Here is a 19542-nt window from a genome sequence, read left to right as displayed (position 1 = left end):
CTCTCCCTATAAAATATAAAAAGCAATGACTCTAATTCACTTCCCAGAGAGTCATTGCATCTATACAGAATGAACTTAAGCTCATTCTATCCGATAGATTGAAATTAAGTTTATATTCACTAGCGTTCACCTTAATTTCATTCTATCTATTTAATCTCGTTACCTTAACGAAATGACTACACGCCTATTAGGATCTTCGCCTTTACTGTAGGTCTTTACCAGTTTATGATCCTGAAGCTTGGCATGAATCACCTTACGCTCTTGAGGGGACATTGGCTCAAGCACAACCTCTTTATGAGAACGAATCACACGTCCTGCCAAACGATCTGCAAGTTCTTCTAACGTCTTCTTGCGACGTTCGCGGAAGTTCTCAGCATCAAGAATAATTCTTATATAACTACTCGATGCACGATTGGCTACGATGTTCGCTAAGTATTGAAGAGAATCCAGCGTCTGGCCTCTTCTACCAATCATAAGTCCCAAATCAGGTCCAAAAATATGAAGTGTTGTAGCTTCTCTTGAATGCTGCATCTCCACCTGCACGTCTAGCCCCATACTTTTACCAACATCAAGAATGAATTGTACTGCTATGGCATAAGGGTCTCCCTCTACTAAATCATGATTGCTAGATTCAGATAGAGGTTTCACCGTCTCGGTAACTGAATTTGGTGCTACTTCTGGAAGCAAAGTAAGTTCTACTTTCGCTTGCCTGACACCAATCAGTCCCAGGAATCCTTTTGACGGCTGCGAAAGTATATTCACCGTAACACGGTCTTGGCTAACACCGAGTTTGGAAAGTCCCTTATTTACAGCTTCTTCAACGGTTTTTCCTGAAGCGATGACGTTGCTCATTTAGACCTTTTTGCCCCCTTCGATTTCTTCTTAGGATGATTATGATTTGTTTTACCCTTAGCTTGGCTCCCTTTAATATTCGATTTACTACCTGCTACAGCAACACCAGAAACATTAGCTGTGTTAGGATTGTTGCGATAAAGGAAGTAATTCTGTATTAACGTATACAAGTTACTGAAGAACCAATATAACGGTAACGCAGATGGGAAATTGTATGACATGAAGAATATCAATACCGGATAGACCATCATCATGAACTTCATAGCACCTTGTTGTGGTGACGGGTTCATCTTCATCATCATTTTAGTCTGAAAGAATGTCGTAATAGCAGCTAAAAAGGGAAGAATAAATGTTTTGTCCGGTTCTCCAAGTTGTAACCATAAGAACTCACCATGACGTAATAATTCATTTCCATAAATAGAGTTATAGAGAGCGATAAATATTGGCATCTGAACAATTAAGGGTAAGCACCCTGCCATTGGATTTACCTTATTCTCTTGAAATAACTTCATCGTTTCCTGTTGTTGTTGTTCCGGGTTATCCTTGTACTTCTCTTTAAGCTTAGCGAGTTCAGGCTGAATAGCTTGCATCGCTCTCGAACTTTTTACTTGCTTAATGGTTAATGGAAGTATAAGTGTCCGAACAATAATCACCATTACTAGTACGGCTAGTCCATATTGACCACCGAACCAACTGGCGAACGTATCAAGTGCTGTAGCGAACCAGTAAACAACATTTCTCTGCCAAAATCCACCTTCAAGTAGTTGATCCGTGGTCTTCGCAGCCATTCCATTTGTTCCACAACCTGCTAATATGGTCATGGCAAAAATCATCATGCTGAGGAGGATCCATTTCCTTCCCACTCTAGTCTTCAGTCGTGACACTCGATAACCCCTCTCTTAACGCTTACATTTCATAGTAAATCATATCATATTCCAAGGGACAAATAAATATAGCTTCATTGCTTCATAGTCTTCAAAAGTGACGCTTTGCGTAACACATGCAGAATACTCTTCTCTAGATCCTTATAGGTCATATTTAGAGCACCTTTACGTACAATAAATACGAGGTCAATATGTTCTATCAATTCTGAATCATGATGACGCACAATTTCCTTCACCAATCTTCTCATACGATTACGAACAACCGCATTCCCTACTTTTTTACTGACTGAAATACCAGCTCTAAATTGATCTACTTCTTTTTTGCGGAACCAATAGACAACAAATTGATGATTGGCAAATGACTTTCCATGACGATATACGCGACTGAAATCAGCCCGGTTTCGTAAACGTAAACTTTTATGCACGAGTCTCTCCCAATTTCACTTCATTATTATAATTTAACTTCCTACATATATTATAGGCATTCTTCAGAACCCATAAACCAATCTTCTGAAGCGTTTCGAGGAAACGCAGCATCATAAACAAATGCTTTAGTGCTGAAAACCTGAATTTTTGAACTCAAATTTAAAATATTTATTTCTTCTTCTATATATACAACTCCATATTTAAGAAAAAAAAGACCACCTGAGTGGTCTTCATGCACGCTCACATTTATGCACTCAATATTTTTCTGCCTTTTAAGCGACGAGCAGCCAAAATTTTTCGGCCGTTTTTCGTGCTCATTCTTTTACGGAAACCATGAACCTTAGCGCGTTTACTCACATTTGGTTTAAAAGTCGGTCCCATGTATTGCACCCCCTTACAGGAATTTATATCATAGATTAACCATTCTCATAATCACGAAAATGCCTTTACACATTATAACCATGTAGACACGTAAATGTCAACTTCCTCCCCCTAATTATAATCTTCCTAATCAAGTCTTAGCAAGTCATCTTCTACTATATTAATAGTAAAAAAGTTCACTAAATCCACCATGATTTCTATTTAGCTTATTTTAGTTGCTCAAACGACACTTAATAACTCACAAAAGCTGACTTTCAAATATTCCCCCTATGTTAGCTGTCATCCACCATGTACTTATTTCTCTCTACCTTGGCTGATCTTCCAACAGAAGCATTTCTTTATGCACTTGCTTCATTCTCAGGGAGCTTCCTCCATCGATAATTCGTAAGGATTAGAAAAAGTTCTCCACAGGTCATTTATAAATAAAATAAAAATATAAACTTATCCACTTGTTCATAATAATCTGAATTTCGATTATTTCTAGCACAAGCTGTGCATAAGTTTATTTGCATTTTACAAGATGCTGTCGAAATTTTAACATAATATAAACAATATCTTGTGGTGTGCATAAAAATTATACACAAGTTATTGGGTTTGTGGATAAAATGCCACCAATCATTGAAATCAAGCGGTTATTTTGCTATGATGGTAATACTTTTTGATGTGAATACATGTGTTATGCCTCAATACTATCAACAGGCTGTGGATAAAGTTGTGAACAATTTCAATTTATCCATTTTTTTATGTTTCTCTGCTTCTGAGTTTTGGGGATAAATAGATCCATTTTCGTTTTATTTCGACATTTCCTCTCATGGCCTGAGCCATATTTGGATGATTTAAAGGAGTGACAATATCTGTGGAAAGCCATACTTCCGAACTATGGCAGCAAATTTTATCTATTATTCAAACCAAGCTAAGTAAGCCCAGCTTTGATACTTGGTTCAAAGCAACAAAAGCGACCTCAATGAATAATCAAACCATTGTTATATCTGCCCCTACGACATTTGCTGTCGAATGGCTTGAAAGTCGCTATACCAAACTGGTGGGTTCCACTCTATTTGAAGTTGTTGGTAAGCAGCTTGATGTTAAATTTGTGATTGAAGAGACCAAAATTGAAGAAACCGTGCCTTCTTTCTTCTCTCCACAACCTCAAATTTCACATGAAGAATCTATGACCCACATGCTTAATCCCAAATATACCTTTGATACATTCGTTATCGGATCAGGTAACCGATTTGCTCATGCAGCATCTTTAGCTGTTGCAGAAGCTCCAGCCAAAGCCTATAATCCACTGTTTCTATATGGTGGTGTTGGACTCGGTAAAACGCATTTGATGCATGCCATTGGTCACTATGTGCTGGAACACAATCCAAACAGTAAGGTGGTCTATCTATCTTCAGAGAAATTTACGAACGAATTTATTAATTCCATTCGAGACAATCGTACGGAAAATTTCCGCAATAAATATCGTAGTGTTGATATTCTCCTAGTTGATGATATCCAGTTCCTTGCAGGTAAGGAGTCTACACAGGAAGAATTTTTCCATACGTTTAATGCCCTCCATGAAGAACGCAAACAAATTATTATTTCTAGCGATAGACCACCGAAGGAAATTCCAACGTTGGAAGAACGTTTACGTTCTCGGTTTGAATGGGGCTTGATTACGGATATTCAACCTCCAGATCTCGAGACGAGAACTGCGATTTTGCGTAAAAAGGCAAAAGCTGAAAACTTGGATATTCCCAATGAAGCAATGATGTATATCGCGAATCAGATCGACACGAATATACGTGAATTAGAAGGTGCTTTGATCCGTGTCGTAGCCTATTCATCGCTGACGAATCAAGATGTAACGACTCATCTAGCTGCAGAGGCGCTTAAAGATATTATTCCTTCAAGCCGCCCTCGAATGATTACAATGCAGGATATTCAGCAAAAGGTTGGAGAATACTACAACATGCGAATGGAAGACTTTAAAGCGCGTAAGCGGACAAAAGCCATCGCATTCCCTAGACAAATTGCTATGTATCTTTCAAGGGAGTTAACCGATTTCTCTTTACCTAAAATTGGTGATGCTTTCGGTGGTAGAGATCATACGACCGTCATTCATGCTCATGAGAAAATTACTCAATTACTCAAGGTAGACCAAGAGCTATTTAAAGTGGTCAACAATCTCATAGATACCATTAAAAATCCTACCTGAACAAGTCCAAGCCTATGCACAATCTATACACATGTGGATAGGCTTGGCTTTATTAATCTATTTGGACTTATACACATATCCACTGCGCCTATTACTATTACTAATAAAAGATATAAAGAATAATCATCTATAAAGAGGGTGAAAAAGGTCTACTCATCTGACCCAATTCCCGAATTCTCCCAAGGAGTGAAATTATGAAAATTAACATTCTCAAAGACTATTTAAACGAATCGATCCAACAAGTCAATAAAGCTATCTCAAGTAGAACAACGATCCCTATTCTGACTGGTATTAAAATAGACGTGAATCATCAAGGAGTTACACTTACTGCCAGTGATACCGATATTTCAATCCAATCATTTATTCCTATTGAAGATGATAAAGGAACGATTATCCAAATTGAGGAAACAGGTAGCGTCGTGCTTCCTGCTAAATTTTTCGTGGAAATTATTAAAAAACTTCCTTCTCAAGATATTCATATGGAAGTAAAGGAACAATTCCATACTTTTATTTCATCAGGTGCAACCGAGATCCAAATGGTCGGTCTAGATCCAGAGGAGTTCCCTATTTTGCCAGCGATTGAAGGAAATCAAACCGTTTCTATTCCGGGGGACTTATTGAAAAATATGATTAGACAAACGGGATTCTCTATTTCCACTCATGAAACAACACCTATTCTTACAGGTATCCTATGGAACTTGGAGGATAATGAGCTGAAATTTACTGCGACCGACCGGCACCGTCTCGCTACACGTTCAGCCTATTTGAATGCAGTTGATGTGAAGTTCAATAATGTTGTTATTGCTGGTAAAACGTTAAATGAATTAAGTAAAATTGTCCCTGATCAGAATACGCTAGTTGATATCGTCGTATCCGATAATCAGGTATTATTCAAGATTGACAACGTTCTTTTCTATTCACGAATTCTTGAAGGGATTTATCCTGATACTTCTAGGATTATTCCGTCAACATATAAAACAGAACTAATTGTCGATACAAAAAAATTAAGTGAATCGATTGATCGCGCATATTTGCTCTCCAGAGAAGAGAAAACAAACATCGTAAGATTGCAAACGTTAGAACATGGTGGAATTGAAATAACCTCAAGTTCGACTGAATTAGGTAAAGTACGTGAAGAATTGGAATTAATTGACTTTAAAGGGGATCCTCTGCGTATTTCCTTTAACTCTAAATATATGTTGGATGTTCTAAAAGTAGTCGAAAGTGAGCAATTAATGATTGCTTTCACTGGGGTAATGAGTCCAATCGTGCTCAAGCCAATGGATGACAGCCAAAGTCTATTTGTTATTTTGCCATATAGAACTAATAATTAAGGGATACGTCTATTTAAATGTGAAAGGAACAATGATTATGAACAAAATTATTATCCAAAGTGAATATATAAAGTTAGATACATTTCTGAAGTTATCGAATTGTGTATCAACAGGTGGAATGGCTAAAGCTCTAATTCAAGAGGGAATGATCTTAGTCAACGGGGAATTAGAAGAACGACGTGGTCGTAAGTTATATCCTGGAGATATTGTGAAAGTGACGGATGAAGGTACGTTTGAGGTTACTAAGGAATCATGATCTGCACCTCAAAGCCCATTATATTTGAACCATGGGTGGAAAATGAGGAGGATACAATGTGTTTGTGAAAAACATCAGCTTGCAGCATTACCGCAATTATGAACATTTGCAGCTGGATTCCTTTGGTGATGTGAACCTTTTGATTGGTCCTAATGCTCAAGGGAAAACGAATCTGCTGGAAGCCATCTTTGTACTGGCACTTACTAAAAGTCACCGCACTTCCAAGGATCGTGAGCTTATTGCCTTTGAACAAGGCGTAGCTCATTTATCTGCCACTATTGAGAAGAAATATGGGCCTCTTTTACTAGAACTGATGTTGTCCCCCCAAGGAAAAAAAGCGAAGATCAATGGGCTTGAACAACGGAAGTTAAGTGAATTTATCGGTTCTCTCAATGTGGTCATGTTCGCACCAGAAGACTTGGAGATCGTTAAGGGGACTCCAGGCATTCGTCGGCGCTTTCTCGATATGGAGATTGGGCAAGTCCAACCAAGCTATCTGTATCATTTACAGCAATATCAGAAAATATTGATTCAACGAAACAATTTTTTGAAGCAATTGTGGGGTAAAGGTGATACACAGCAGGGGTTGTTAGATGTCTGGAATGAACAACTTGTGGGACATGGTGTTAAAATTATAAGAAAAAGGAAACAATTTATAATTAAGCTGCAGAAATGGGCAGAGACGATCCACCACGGGATTACAAACGGTAGCGAAGATCTCCAATTACGCTACGTTCCATCGTTCGGGGAAGCAGACGAGGAAGATGAAGCTGTTTTATTACAGCAATTTATGATAAAGTTAGAACAATTGAAAGAACAGGAAATTAGGCGCGGCATGACACTTACGGGGCCTCACCGTGATGATGTGACCTTTTTTATAAACGGTAAGGAAGTACATACTTACGGTTCTCAAGGACAGCAGCGGACGACAGCCTTGTCACTCAAATTGGCGGAGATTGAACTGATCAAGGAAGAGATCGGTGAATATCCTGTGTTGTTGCTAGACGATGTTCTATCTGAGCTTGATCCCTATCGTCAGACTCAACTTATCGAAACATTCCAAAGCAAGGTACAGACATTCATTACCGCAACTGGAGTAGAGAGTCTGAATGCAAATAAATTAAAAGGTGCACATATTTACCATGTGAATAAAGGTCAGGTGGATTCCTAACAGAGTGGAGGGTCACGATGTATATACATTTGGGCGGAGAAAGAGTTATTCGATCTTCAGAGCTCATTGCTATTTTTGACATATCCATTGAGAAAACATCTAAAATATCCAAGCAATTTGTAAATCACGTTAAAGAGGAAAAAACATTAGTTAATATCGGTGAGGAAGATCCAAAGTCCATCGTTGTAACGAGAGACACTGTTTTTTACTCCCCGATTTCCTCGACCACTCTGAAGAAAAGAGTTAACGTGTTTTATGCTAATGCTTAGCGTTATATGATCTAGAATATATAGGAGTAGGTGAAGGTATGTCTATGAATGAACCAAGTTATGATGAAAGTCAGATTCAGGTACTGGAAGGTCTAGAAGCTGTTCGTAAGCGACCGGGGATGTATATAGGATCAACTAGTGCGAAGGGCTTACATCATTTAGTCTGGGAAGTTGTGGACAATAGTATCGATGAAGCAATGGCCGGTATATGTGATCACATAGAAGTCACTATCCACAAAGATAACAGTGTGACGGTAGTCGATAATGGACGGGGTATTCCTGTAGGAGAAGAATCCAAGATGAAACGCCCTGCTCTAGAAGTCGTTATGACTGTACTGCATGCGGGTGGTAAATTTGGTGGCGGGGGCTATAAAGTTTCGGGTGGTTTGCACGGTGTCGGTGTCTCGGTTGTGAATGCCTTATCCGAGAAAGTTGTTGTAACGGTTAAACGTGAGGGACATATCCATCAGCAGGAATACCGACGTGGTGTGCCTCAGTATGATGTGAGAGTGATCGGAGATACGGACGAACATGGAACAACGGTTACCTTTCAACCCGATCCTGAAATATTCACTGAGACAACGGAGTATGATTATGCGACACTACTGACACGTATTCGGGAAATTGCCTTTTTGAATAAGGGTATTACCTTGACGCTTGTTGACGAAAGAACGGACGTTTCCAACCGATTCATGTATGAAGGTGGAATTAGTGAGTACGTCAAATACTTGAATGAGAAAAAAGAGGCACTTCATGAGGAGCCTATTTATGTGGAAGGTTCACGCGATATGATCCAAGTGGAAGTTGCCTTGCAATATAACGATAGCTATACGGAGAATATTTATTCGTTCTGTAATAATATTAATACGCATGAAGGCGGAACGCATGAATCTGGCTTCAAGAGTGCATTGACGCGGATTGTGAATGATTATGCTCGCAAGACAGGAGTCATTAAAGATAGTAACTCTAATTTATCTGGTGATGATGTTCGTGAAGGCTTAACCGCGATCATTTCAGTTAAAGTTCCAGAGCCACAGTTCGAAGGACAGACGAAGACAAAGCTTGGTAACAGTGAAGTTCGTGGAATTGTGGAATCATTGTTTGGTGAGAAACTACAAGAATTTCTAGAAGAGAACCCAGCTGTATCACGTCGGATTCTCGATAAGGGCTTGCAAGCATCAAGAGCTCGGGAAGCTGCACGTAAGGCTCGTGAACTAACGAGACGTAAGAGTGCACTAGAGGTTAGCGCATTGCCTGGTAAACTAGCAGATTGTTCCTCAAAGGATGCATCGATTAGTGAGCTTTATATCGTGGAAGGGGACTCTGCTGGAGGATCAGCTAAGCAGGGACGAGACCGACATTTCCAAGCAATTCTCCCTCTACGTGGAAAGATACTAAACGTTGAGAAGGCTAGACTTGACCGCATTCTTTCTAATGCTGAAATTCGGAATATGATAACAGCTATGGGAACCGGAATTGGTGAAGAGTTCGACATCAGTAAAGCTCGGTACCACAAGCTTATTATTATGACGGATGCGGACGTCGATGGAGCACATATTCGGACATTGATGTTAACATTCTTCTATCGCTACATGAGAAAACTCATTGATGCAGGCTATGTCTATATTGCACAACCCCCTTTATATAAAGTGGAACGCAATAAAGTCATCAAATATGCGAACACAGAGCAGGAAAGAGATCAAATCATTAGTGAATTTGGAGCTAATGCTAAATATAATGTTCAACGTTATAAAGGTCTTGGAGAGATGAACGCAGCCCAACTATGGGATACAACGATGGATCCAGAAACACGGACAATGCTTCAAGTGACCATTGATGATGCGATGTTAGCGGATAACATGTTTGATACGCTAATGGGTGATAATGTAGAGCCACGACGTGAATTTATTTATGAACATGCGAAATCAGTTAAGAACTTGGATGTTTAAAGTTAGATTTTGATGATGAGAGAAGAGAAGATGCTGTTAGAAGCGTCTTCTCTTTTCTTTGAAATATAAGAATGATTAATGTGTGGTGCTCTTCTTTGCAGTTAATCTTCCATAGGATACTGCATACCGGTGAATTCTCCGATACACTTCTTTGTCAGAAATATATTTTTTGAAAGGGAATAAGGCGGGGAGAGTATTTACTTCTAGAATCCAGAGTAAGCCCTCGTTATCTATTGCGATATCAAGTCCAAGCTCTTTAATATTCGGATACTTTTTTTGAAGCTGTTGAGCGACGGAGATACCTAATTTTTTAAGTGATTGTTGAATGATGAATATTTCCATGGTGCTCTTATAAGGGGACATTAAGGTTTCGAATGTTTGGCATTGTCCACCACTGTGATGATTAGTTATGACTTTATGAGGGGCTGCCACACGACCGATGATTCCTGTCGTTATCCATTGATGGTTAGGACTTTTCTGGGTAAGAATGCGCAAGTCGAAAGGGCGATTGTTGTATCGTAATAAGCGAATACCTTGTTGGATCAAATAAGTACCTTTATGGACATGGGTTTGAAGTTTAAGATGCAATTCCTCAATGGAGGTAATGACTTGTGTTTCAGCAGCATAGCGAAGTTGATATATGGTGTCATGGACTTGGTGATCATCTTTGAGTTGGATATTATCGTGTGGATCTATCATATTTGTTGTTATTTGTTCAATGCATAATACTCCACGACCATAGGTACCGATATCAGGCTTTAAGAAAACAAAAGTATATTCATTCAGCATACGTATTAAGGCATCAGGTGAGTATTTACAGGTAACAGGAATATGCGATGAGATATGTTCATTCTGCAGGAGCACTTTGGTTTTGGCCCATTTGCTTGAGATACGCTGAATAGCCAAAAGTATTCATCCTTTCAACATTCTATTTTTGATATAACAGATCGTGAAAAATTAGGACAGGGCAGTAAAACAATGGTATACTGTGAGATAGGGATTTATTAATTATTATATGAATAAGCGGTATAAGAGGGCAGGGCACATCACTATTTCTTAACATTAAATCAGTGTTTTTCTTCTTTTATCATATATAACGTTTAATAGTTCATCTTTTGAGAAAGTAATATAAGAAAGTATAAGTTTCGCTTGATATTCTAATCCTTATATTTCCGCTGAAACGGGTGCTGTCCTGAAAAAGGATGGCGAAGCCGTTTATCTTTATATATTTCATTGATTGATAGGAAATTGGAGGAGGTACAGCATGTCGGAGGAATTAAACTCGCAAATTAAGAACCGGGATATCGGGGTGGAAATGCGCGAGTCATTTATGGACTATGCGATGAGCATTATTGTAAGTAGAGCTTTGCCGGATGTTAGAGATGGATTGAAGCCGGTGCATCGTCGTATTCTGTATGCTATGAATGATTTGGGGATGACCCCAGATAAACCATTTAAGAAATCAGCAAGAATTGTCGGTGATGTGATTGGTAAGTACCATCCACACGGTGATACAGCGGTATATCATACAATGGTACGGATGGCACAGGATTTCTCGATGCGTTATATGCTTGTAGAGGGTCATGGTAACTTTGGTTCAGTTGATGGTGATATGGCAGCAGCGATGCGTTATACAGAAGCACGTCTTTCCAAAATAGCGATGGAAATGTTGAGAGATATTAACAAGGATACAGTTGACTTCCAACCCAACTATGATGGTGAAGAACAAGAGCCTATGGTATTGCCAGCGCGTTATCCTAACTTGTTAGTGAACGGAGTTTCAGGGATTGCTGTTGGGATGGCTACGAATATTCCACCGCATAATTTGGGTGAAGTCATTGATGGGGTTCAAGCTTTGATTAAGAATCCAGAGATTACTTCTCTAGAATTGATGGAGTATATCAAGGGGCCAGACTTTCCAACCTATGGATACATATTAGGACGTTCGGGAATACGCCAAGCTTACCAGACGGGTCGTGGATCCGTAACGATGCGTGCGAAGGCTAATATTGAAGAGAATAACAATAGAGCTCGTATTGTGATCTATGAACTTCCTTACCAAGTAAACAAGGCACGACTGGTAGAGAAAATTGCTGATCTTGTCCGTGAGAAGAATATAGATGGAATTACAGATTTAAGAGATGAATCTGACCGTAATGGTATGCGTGTAGTTATTGAATTACGACGTGACGTTAATCCGAATGTTGTTTTGAATAATCTATATAAGCAAACGCCAATGCAGTCAACCTTTGGGATTAATATGTTAGCTATTGTTAACGGTGAACCGAAGACGCTTGGTCTTTATGAGGTGCTGTATCATTATTTAGAGCATCAGAAGATTGTTATCCGCCGACGGACAGAATTCGAGCTTAAAAAGGCAGAAGCACGAGCACACATACTAGAGGGTTTGCGTGTTGCACTTGATCATCTGGATGAAGTTATTGCTCTAATCCGTGGTTCACAAACATCAGAAATTGCACGTGATGGACTCATGAGTAAATTTGAGCTAACCCTTGAACAGGCACAGGCCATCATGGAAATGCGTTTACAACGTCTAACTGGTTTGGAACGTGATAAGATTGAGAACGAGTACCAGGATTTGATGAAGAGAATTGCAGAAATGCGTGAAATTTTGGCTAATGAATATCTTATTTTACAAATCATTAGTGAAGAACTGGATGAAATTAAGGATCGTTTCAATGATGAGCGTAGGACTGAAATTACAGTGGGCGAAGAGAGCATACTGGATGAGGATCTTATTCCACAAGAAGAAGTGATCATTACGATTAGCCATTCTGGTTATATCAAGCGTCTTCCTGCGAATACCTATCGTAATCAGAAGCGTGGTGGACGAGGCGTTATGGGAATGGACACGAAGGATCAAGACTTTGTTGAACATCTCTTCGTGACGAATTCACACCACTATCTCTTATTCTTTACAGATCGAGGGAAGGTATATCGACTCAAGGCTTATGAAATTCCTGATTTGAGTCGTACAGCGCGTGGCACAGCGATTATCAACCTGATACAGATCGAACAAGGTGAGACTGTGAATGCTGTCATTCCGGTGCAGAAGTTCGAGAGTGAAGAATACTTATTCTTTGCTACTCGTCAAGGGGTCGTGAAGAAGACACCTCTTGAAGACTATACGAATATCCGTAAAGGCGGTCTAATCGCTATTAATCTTCGTGAAGATGATGCACTTATCGAAGCGAAGCTTGTAACAAATGAACAAGAATTAATTATGGGTACATCTCAAGGAATGTCTATCCGCTTCTCTGAAAATGATGTCCGCTCTATGGGACGAAGTGCAACAGGAGTTAGGGGTATTCGTTTAGGAGATAATGACCAAGTTATCGGTATGGATGTCATTGATAAGGATCTGGATATCTTAATCGTTACGGCCAATGGGTATGGTAAGAGAACACCAGCTAGTGATTATCGTTCTCAGGGTCGTGGTGGTAAAGGGATTAAGACTATTAATGTGACAGAAAAGAACGGTGCGGTCATCGCTTTGAAGGTAGTGAAGAATGAAGAAGACTTAATGATTATTACGACACTTGGAACCTTAATACGTACAAGTATGGAGGGAATCTCCACTATGGGTCGTTATACTCAAGGTGTTAAGTTGATTAATATACGTGAAGATGACGCCGTGGCTACAGTATCTCGTGTAGATAAGACGGAAGAAACGGATGAATTGCTTGAGGAAGATGGAGAATTCGATGAATCTGGTTCTGTTACTATTGTTCAGGGAACAGAGTCTTTAGAAGAAACTTCATCGGATGATGAGAATATCATTCTAGACGATTCAGATGATACGCTAGAAGAGGAATAGGAATAGGAATAAAGATTAGAAATGACCCCGGTATTGCTACCGGGGTCATTTTTAATGGGAATTATAATATGAACGTTTATAGATGATCTTCATATTTAATATGCTATGGACTGCAGAGTATTACCCCTTATCGGGTTCAATCCGTCCTTCCAACGTACATTTAATGAATGTGAATGTAATAAATCCCCACCGTCTGATATTTGAAAATGAAGATGTGCTTCGCTTGAGTTACCTGAATTACCGAGCTCCCCAATCTTATCACCTAGCATGACCTGATCTCCAGGGTTCACTGTGACTGAATCCTTTTTGAGGTGAGCTAGAATACTATATTCTCCTCCATGATCGATAACAACTACATTTCCTGCAGGTTCTTTTTCGTTCATGACACCAACGGGCTCATTGTCTGAAATATGATTGACTACTGATATAACTGTTCCGTTTGCTGGTGCCAATATATCCTGACCAAAGGCGTAGTAACTATGATTAACCAGTGGATCACCAGAGAATGAATATCCATTTTTATGTTGAATGAAGTCATATGCATATCGCTGACTTTCATATTCATAATGGTAATTCACGAGAATATTTGATCCCCCCCAGAACACAAGCCAATCTCCATGAAAAGGAAGCTCGTAGGTTGTTGTAGTTAGCATCTCGTCTGTATCTGTCGATGGGGAAAGGTTCATAATCTGAAGTCCCACGATGAAGCCTGTTTCATCAAATACTGCTAAGATCCCCTTATCATGAGAAGGATTCAACCATACACGTTGGTCATTTCCGTTAAGTTGCATAGCAGAAGTTTGTTCAAATGATTCAACCCCTTGCGTGAAGTCTTTAGCCATTCCTGCAAAGTCAGCTTCGCTGATTTGGCCCTTAAATGCTGGACTGAAGCTATCGTAGATTTGATTGTACTGTGCTTCAAGCATCGCTTGAGGAAGTTCACTTGGTTCAAGATAGTTATCAGTGACGATCATACCTTCTGAACTGGGATTATTTATATTTGTATTTGTACCCATTCCCGTTCCTCCTCCGCAAGCCGTCATTAAAGTAAGAAGTACGACCACAGTTATTCTATACATTCCTGAATGAATCAAATGGTTTAGCTTCACGTTCATTCTTCATTCCTCCTCATATTTGCCATAGCATCTTCTAACCATCTCATTGTACCAACGAAGTCTTATGTCTAGTGAAATGGTATATTAACTCCCCCTTAACTTTGTATGTATTTTGAATTAAGCTTCCGTTAAGATAAGTCTTCGTTTGACGCGAAGCAATCATGTTAAAATGAAGGCATACAGGTTATTGGAAAGGGGAATGACACCATGAACGATGCATCCATTTTACTAGTTGACGATGAGTGGTCGATTATTGAACTACTGCAGACTGTATTATACAAGGAGGGGTATACGAATATAGATACTGCGGGGACAGGTGAAGCTGCAGTGATGGCTTGTGAGTTGAAGAAATATGATTTAATCGTATTAGATGTCATGCTGCCTGGACGTAGCGGAATTGAAGTATGTCCCTTTCTGCGTCAAACTACGGATGCCCCTATTTTGTTCCTAAGCGCGCGAACATCTGATTTTGATAAAATTAAAGGATTCGCTGTTGGCGGCGATGATTACATTACGAAGCCTTTTAATCCACTGGAAGTGGTTGCACGGATAAGATCCCAGTTGCGTCGCTACTTTGGGGCGATTCATCAACTGGCTATGGAATCTAGAATAAAGGAACCATCTAGGAGAGTACATAATGTATATGATTATGGAAGGTTTCGGATCGACGAAGCGGCGTGTGAGCTTCAAGTTGAAGGTATAGCGGTTACATGTCCTGCGCTCGTATTTCAGCTTCTTCTATTTCTATGCAAAAATCCAAATCAGATATTTAGCAAAAGCCAACTGTACGAGCATGTATGGGGTGAGGAATCATTTAGTGATGACAATACCGTTATGGTCCATATCCATCGCATTAGAGAGAGGATCGAGAAAGATCCATCGAATCCTAGCTTTATCATTAATGTTAGAGGACTAGGATATAAATTAGTTCAAGCGAACCAGGGAAGATTCTATTCGCCATGAGGACGAAGCGTCGATTAACCCTTCGCTTCATATTGCAGCTCATTACCGCTGGTATAGTAGTGCTACTGTTTACGACTATATGTGTCATATGGATTGTTCAGCGTTTAGGCGATATAAGTATGTCACATGATTTCGCCTCGGTTGGATTAGCGCGACTCGTTGAGTCATCAGAACTTAGTGAGGATGGTATACGTTTCGATGCAGACTTACTCGCGCAGGTGAAAAAAAATAATGGATGGCTACAAAGTTTAGATGAGAATGGGCGGATCGATAGCTCATACAATACGCCTGCTGACGTTCCGAAGAATTACGACCCGGGCGAGCTGGTTGCATACTGGACAAAGACCGCCCCATTTCCATACGATCTTTACCTCTGGATTCAAGAAAAGGATGGGAAGTTATTCACTCTCATATATGGTATTTCTAACGATCTAAAGCCTCTACTGCAAGAAATTAGTACGGGTGCATTGCTTACTCCAGCTGGAGAGTTGGAGCTTCCTGCTGCAGTTGAGGGACGAATTAAAGTACTTGGCGGCTACGTTCAATTACTAGATTCAGAAGGACTCGAGATAGCTACCTTTAATAAGCCTAACGATATACCAACGCAATTCACCATTCAGGAGCTTGCGCTACGCACGATGTATAGTGATAGATACGGTTATAATGTCTCTTCTTCGTATGAGGACCATACCGGACGAACATGGTTGGTTGGTCTACCCAATGCCCGAAGCGATGCAGAAGGACCGGCTATGCTTTTGCCAGCGGAAATACAAGTATTGTTGATTGGAATTGGTGCTATGTTTACGGCTATGCTTATCGTGTTTATCCTTCTATCGTTGTGGAATGCGCATCGCTTTGGTGTGCCGATAATCCATATGCTTGATTGGCTCGATTCCCTTGGCAAATCTAAATATGAAGAGCCAACGGATTCTAAGGGTGTTCCACGTAGCCGAACTCGATCGGGTAAATGGCGGCTCCGTTATCGCATTTTTGCTGAAGTCATGCACTCGTTGGATAAACTGTCGATCACGCTTCAGCGTGACCAGGTATTACGTCAAGAGACCAATAACTTGCGTGGAGAGTGGATTGCAGGTATTACGCATGATTTAAAAACACCTTTATCATCTATTAAAGGCTATGCACATTTATTAGCTGAGCCTAAATATGAATGGACTATGGAAGAAGTACGTAATTTCTCTGATAACATGCTTAACAAATCTTCGCATATGGCTATGCTTATTAGCGATCTTGAGATGACCTATCGTCTTACAACAGGAGTTACCCCGCCAGAGTCGGAAGTAATTGAGCTGAATGAGTGGCTACGAACAGCGTTGAAGCAAGCAGGTACGCATCCTGAGTTTGGCGAGGGGAGGATTACATTCATTCCATCCGAGAAGGAGGTATTGTCTAAACTATATACCCCTTGGCTTGAGCGAATTGTAAATAATTTGACGGCCAATGCTCTACTTCATAATTCTTCAGATACTGTTCTAACAGTAACGCTGTGGAATGGTGAACGCGGAAAGGGAATAACCATTCAATTTACGGATAATGGTCATGGAATGGATGAGAATATGACGAATAGACTATTTGAGCGATATTATCGTGGAACAGATACATCAGCTACGCCAAATGGATCAGGGTTAGGAATGGCTATTTCCAAAGGATTAGTTGAGGCTATGGGTGGGCAGATCCATGTAGTAACATCACTGGGAAAGGGGACAGAAATACGGTTGATTTGGACTTAGCGTGCTCTTTATCGTATATAAAGATTACAGACTAGTATTATATTATTCACTTTATTCCTGTATTATCTAATAAAGATTGTAGCGCTATACGATAAATAATATAATAACCATAATCGTAATACTCAGTTATCAAATGATAGAAAATGAAATGGGGGGTATTCATAAATCCATGAGTAATATGAATGTATTGAGTTTAAAGCCTGGTGTTAAATTGATGGAAGACGTATATACCCCGTTGGGTTCACTTCTTTTTAATAAAGATAAGGTGTTACTGCCTCGTGATTTAGATATTCTAACGGCCTTTCTTGTAGAAAGTGTAGAAGTTAATGAAACAGGGACTAAAGCTACCTCAACAAGAGAAAAGCAGTTCAATAAAGAAAAAAAAGTGCTAACTAAAAATACTTTGGATAGCTCACCTGCTTCTGTACGCGAAGAAGTGTCAGTGATTAACACGTCTTCATTTATTGAAGAGTATGACAGGATGGTCAATTTAATCAAAAATGGCTATCCTTCTGTTCTTGCGGTTGGAATTCCTATTTATGAAATACGTAATCAGTTAGAAAGCTTAATTTACTATCTAAAAGACTACGACCTGCTATCTTTTTCACCTCGAATCGTATTTGAACATGATTATATTCATCATAATGCGGTATTGTGTGCATTGACTTCGTACAAGCTTGCCCAATGGAGTGGTCTTCCACAAAAGGATTGGCTGCAAGCCGCCTTTGCTGGATTATTCCATGATATTGGCAACGTCAAAGTTGATCCAACCATATTGTATAAACCAACTTCATTAACATTAAGTGAAATTGAAGAAATGCATGAGCACACGAAATATGGGTACCAAATATTGAAGAACGTTACTGCAATCAATGAGGGTGTGCGTCTAGCAGCATTACAGCATCACGAAAAGGTAGATGGTACAGGCTACCCTATGGGTGTTGAACTTACTAAGATTCATATCTATGCTAGAATAGTTGGGATAGCAGATATATATCATGCTATGACTTTAAATAAGGCTTATCGAAAGGGACAGTCTCCATACTTAGTATTGGAACAGATTCATACGGAATCTTTCGGCAAACTGGATCCAGAACTGGTGTTGACTTTTATTGGAAAAGTGACAGAATTCCATAATGGGAAGATGGTTCGTCTAAGTAGCGACCAGATCGGTGAAATTGTTTTCTCGAATCATAACAATCCAACTCGACCTATGGTCTCTGTACATGGTGATATTATTAATTTGGAGCAGAAACGTCATCTTTATATAGAAAAGGTAATAAATTAAACTGAAAAATGCTTGCTGTAATCCTTTTAAAAATCAGTAAAGAGCTTGATACAGCTTTTTTTCCTTCTATAAGGGATGACATGGCTGTTATAGGAGTTGTTTCAAGAGTCTCCTTTTGATCCCGAAGTATAGCAAGAGGTCTATTCGTCATCGAAGATTGAATTCAGTCGGTTCTAACATATGCTTACGAGGTATGTTTCCTTCGGAAACTTTATAGGTGCTCACGATAGGTACTGCCAACGTATGATTCCTAAGTCGCTTTCTATAAAAACATGTGGCTCCACTCCTTACTCCCTATCTTCATCCAATCAACTGGGGCGTTCCGGGGAAATGCAGCATCGAAAGCATATACTTTAGTGCTGAAAAGTCAGCTTTTTGAACACGTACTTATATTAAAAATATGATTCTAAGAAATAATAATAAAAAGACTTGCATTCATCTTCTTCACGTGATATATTATTAGTCCGGCCAATTAAACAACGTTTAATTGAATCGGCAAGCAAATTATCGGATGAAACAAAAACGAAAATAAAGCTTGCATAAACGAACCGGACATGTTATGATAATGAAGTTGTCGCCGAGAGAGAATGGCGGTAAACGAAAGAGAAATTGATCTTTGAAAACTGAACAACGAGTGAGTGGTTTTCACGAAAGTGAGAACAAAACAAATGAGAAATCATTTGGATTGAGAATGTAATATTCTCGTCAGTTTGTTTCAAAATGAGCATAATCGCTCTTTTCAATACTAATTGGAGAGTTTGATCCTGGCTCAGGACGAACGCTGGCGGCGTGCCTAATACATGCAAGTCGAGCGGAGATTTCAGAAGTGCTTGCACTTCTGGGATTTCAGCGGCGGACGGGTGAG

Annotated in this window: 17 protein-coding genes and 1 rRNA gene; 11 read left to right on the top strand and 7 right to left on the bottom strand. The window is 39.6% G+C overall.

Translation table 11 applies throughout. The annotated features are described in order from the left end of the window. Positions 1-159: 159 nt before the first annotated feature. The 5 genes from jag to rpmH all read right to left on the bottom strand — a co-directional run bounded on the left by jag (position 160) and on the right by rpmH (position 2543). On the bottom strand, positions 160-852 hold the full coding sequence (gene jag / locus AC1TO8_RS11150) for an RNA-binding cell elongation regulator Jag/EloR (RefSeq protein ID WP_482055697.1): 693 nt from the start codon (positions 850-852) through the stop codon (positions 160-162). Next, complete coding sequence (locus tag AC1TO8_RS11145; RefSeq protein ID WP_482055952.1) at positions 849-1640, bottom strand: YidC/Oxa1 family membrane protein insertase; 792 nt, start codon at positions 1638-1640, stop codon at positions 849-851. The genes jag and AC1TO8_RS11145 overlap by 4 nt, the downstream gene beginning before the upstream one ends. Before the next feature lie 170 nt (positions 1641-1810). Next, the gene (gene rnpA, locus AC1TO8_RS11140) at positions 1811-2161 is read right to left on the bottom strand and encodes a ribonuclease P protein component (protein ID WP_482055696.1); all 351 of its coding nucleotides are present in this window, start codon (positions 2159-2161) and stop codon (positions 1811-1813) included. Between the two features lie 50 nt (positions 2162-2211). Beyond that, the gene (locus AC1TO8_RS11135; protein WP_482055695.1) at positions 2212-2406 is read right to left on the bottom strand and encodes a hypothetical protein; all 195 of its coding nucleotides are present in this window, start codon (positions 2404-2406) and stop codon (positions 2212-2214) included. Between the two features lie 2 nt (positions 2407-2408). Continuing rightward, positions 2409-2543, bottom strand: coding sequence for a 50S ribosomal protein L34 (rpmH, locus tag AC1TO8_RS11130; RefSeq protein ID WP_482055694.1), 135 nt, complete (start codon positions 2541-2543; stop codon positions 2409-2411). An 856-nt stretch (positions 2544-3399) separates the two neighbouring features. Between rpmH and dnaA the strand changes: the two genes are divergently transcribed. The 6 genes from dnaA (at position 3400) to gyrB (ending at position 9725) form a co-directional block, all read left to right on the top strand. Then, the gene (gene dnaA / locus AC1TO8_RS11125; RefSeq protein WP_482055693.1) at positions 3400-4746 is read left to right on the top strand and encodes a chromosomal replication initiator protein DnaA; all 1347 of its coding nucleotides are present in this window, start codon (positions 3400-3402) and stop codon (positions 4744-4746) included. A 194-nt stretch (positions 4747-4940) separates the two neighbouring features. Beyond that, positions 4941-6080, top strand: a complete 1140-nt coding sequence (dnaN, locus tag AC1TO8_RS11120) for a DNA polymerase III subunit beta (RefSeq protein ID WP_482055692.1) — start codon at positions 4941-4943, stop codon at positions 6078-6080. Positions 6081-6117: 37 nt separating this feature from the next. Then, positions 6118-6336, top strand: coding sequence for a S4 domain-containing protein YaaA (gene yaaA, locus AC1TO8_RS11115; RefSeq protein ID WP_482055691.1), 219 nt, complete (start codon positions 6118-6120; stop codon positions 6334-6336). 58 nt (positions 6337-6394) lie between these two features. After that, positions 6395-7507: a DNA replication/repair protein RecF gene (gene recF / locus AC1TO8_RS11110; RefSeq protein WP_482055690.1), complete on the top strand. Its 1113-nt coding sequence runs from the start codon at positions 6395-6397 to the stop codon at positions 7505-7507. 17 nt (positions 7508-7524) lie between these two features. Next, on the top strand, positions 7525-7776 hold the full coding sequence (gene remB / locus AC1TO8_RS11105) for an extracellular matrix regulator RemB (RefSeq protein ID WP_482055689.1): 252 nt from the start codon (positions 7525-7527) through the stop codon (positions 7774-7776). A gap of 38 nt (positions 7777-7814) precedes the next feature. Next, positions 7815-9725, top strand: coding sequence for a DNA topoisomerase (ATP-hydrolyzing) subunit B (gyrB, locus tag AC1TO8_RS11100; RefSeq protein ID WP_482055688.1), 1911 nt, complete (start codon positions 7815-7817; stop codon positions 9723-9725). A 75-nt stretch (positions 9726-9800) separates the two neighbouring features. Here the strand turns inward: gyrB and AC1TO8_RS11095 are convergent, their stop codons facing one another. Continuing rightward, on the bottom strand, positions 9801-10631 hold the full coding sequence (locus tag AC1TO8_RS11095; RefSeq protein WP_482055687.1) for a YheC/YheD family protein: 831 nt from the start codon (positions 10629-10631) through the stop codon (positions 9801-9803). A gap of 358 nt (positions 10632-10989) precedes the next feature. Between AC1TO8_RS11095 and gyrA the strand changes: the two genes are divergently transcribed. Then, complete coding sequence (gene gyrA, locus AC1TO8_RS11090; protein WP_482055686.1) at positions 10990-13563, top strand: DNA gyrase subunit A; 2574 nt, start codon at positions 10990-10992, stop codon at positions 13561-13563. 95 nt (positions 13564-13658) lie between these two features. Here the strand turns inward: gyrA and AC1TO8_RS11085 are convergent, their stop codons facing one another. Then, positions 13659-14678, bottom strand: coding sequence for a peptidoglycan DD-metalloendopeptidase family protein (locus AC1TO8_RS11085; RefSeq protein WP_482055685.1), 1020 nt, complete (start codon positions 14676-14678; stop codon positions 13659-13661). Between the two features lie 207 nt (positions 14679-14885). Here AC1TO8_RS11085 and AC1TO8_RS11080 point away from each other — a divergent pair, with 207 nt between their 5' ends. The 4 genes from AC1TO8_RS11080 to AC1TO8_RS11065 form a co-directional block, all read left to right on the top strand. Beyond that, complete coding sequence (locus AC1TO8_RS11080; protein ID WP_482055684.1) at positions 14886-15641, top strand: response regulator transcription factor; 756 nt, start codon at positions 14886-14888, stop codon at positions 15639-15641. After that, a complete protein-coding gene (locus AC1TO8_RS11075; protein WP_482055683.1) occupies positions 15638-17389 on the top strand; it encodes a sensor histidine kinase in 1752 nt (583 codons plus the stop codon). Before AC1TO8_RS11080 ends, AC1TO8_RS11075 begins: the two co-directional genes overlap by 4 nt. Positions 17390-17558: 169 nt before the next feature. After that, positions 17559-18677, top strand: coding sequence for an HD-GYP domain-containing protein (locus AC1TO8_RS11070; protein WP_482055682.1), 1119 nt, complete (start codon positions 17559-17561; stop codon positions 18675-18677). Positions 18678-19423: 746 nt separating this feature from the next. Next, positions 19424-19542: ribosomal RNA gene (locus AC1TO8_RS11065) — 16S ribosomal RNA — on the top strand; the annotation flags it as partial.

It is taken from the genome of Paenibacillus sp. Y859, from assembly GCF_056786405.1.
Note: the sequence above shows the minus strand (reverse complement) of the source record. Positions and strands in the feature narration are given on the sequence as shown.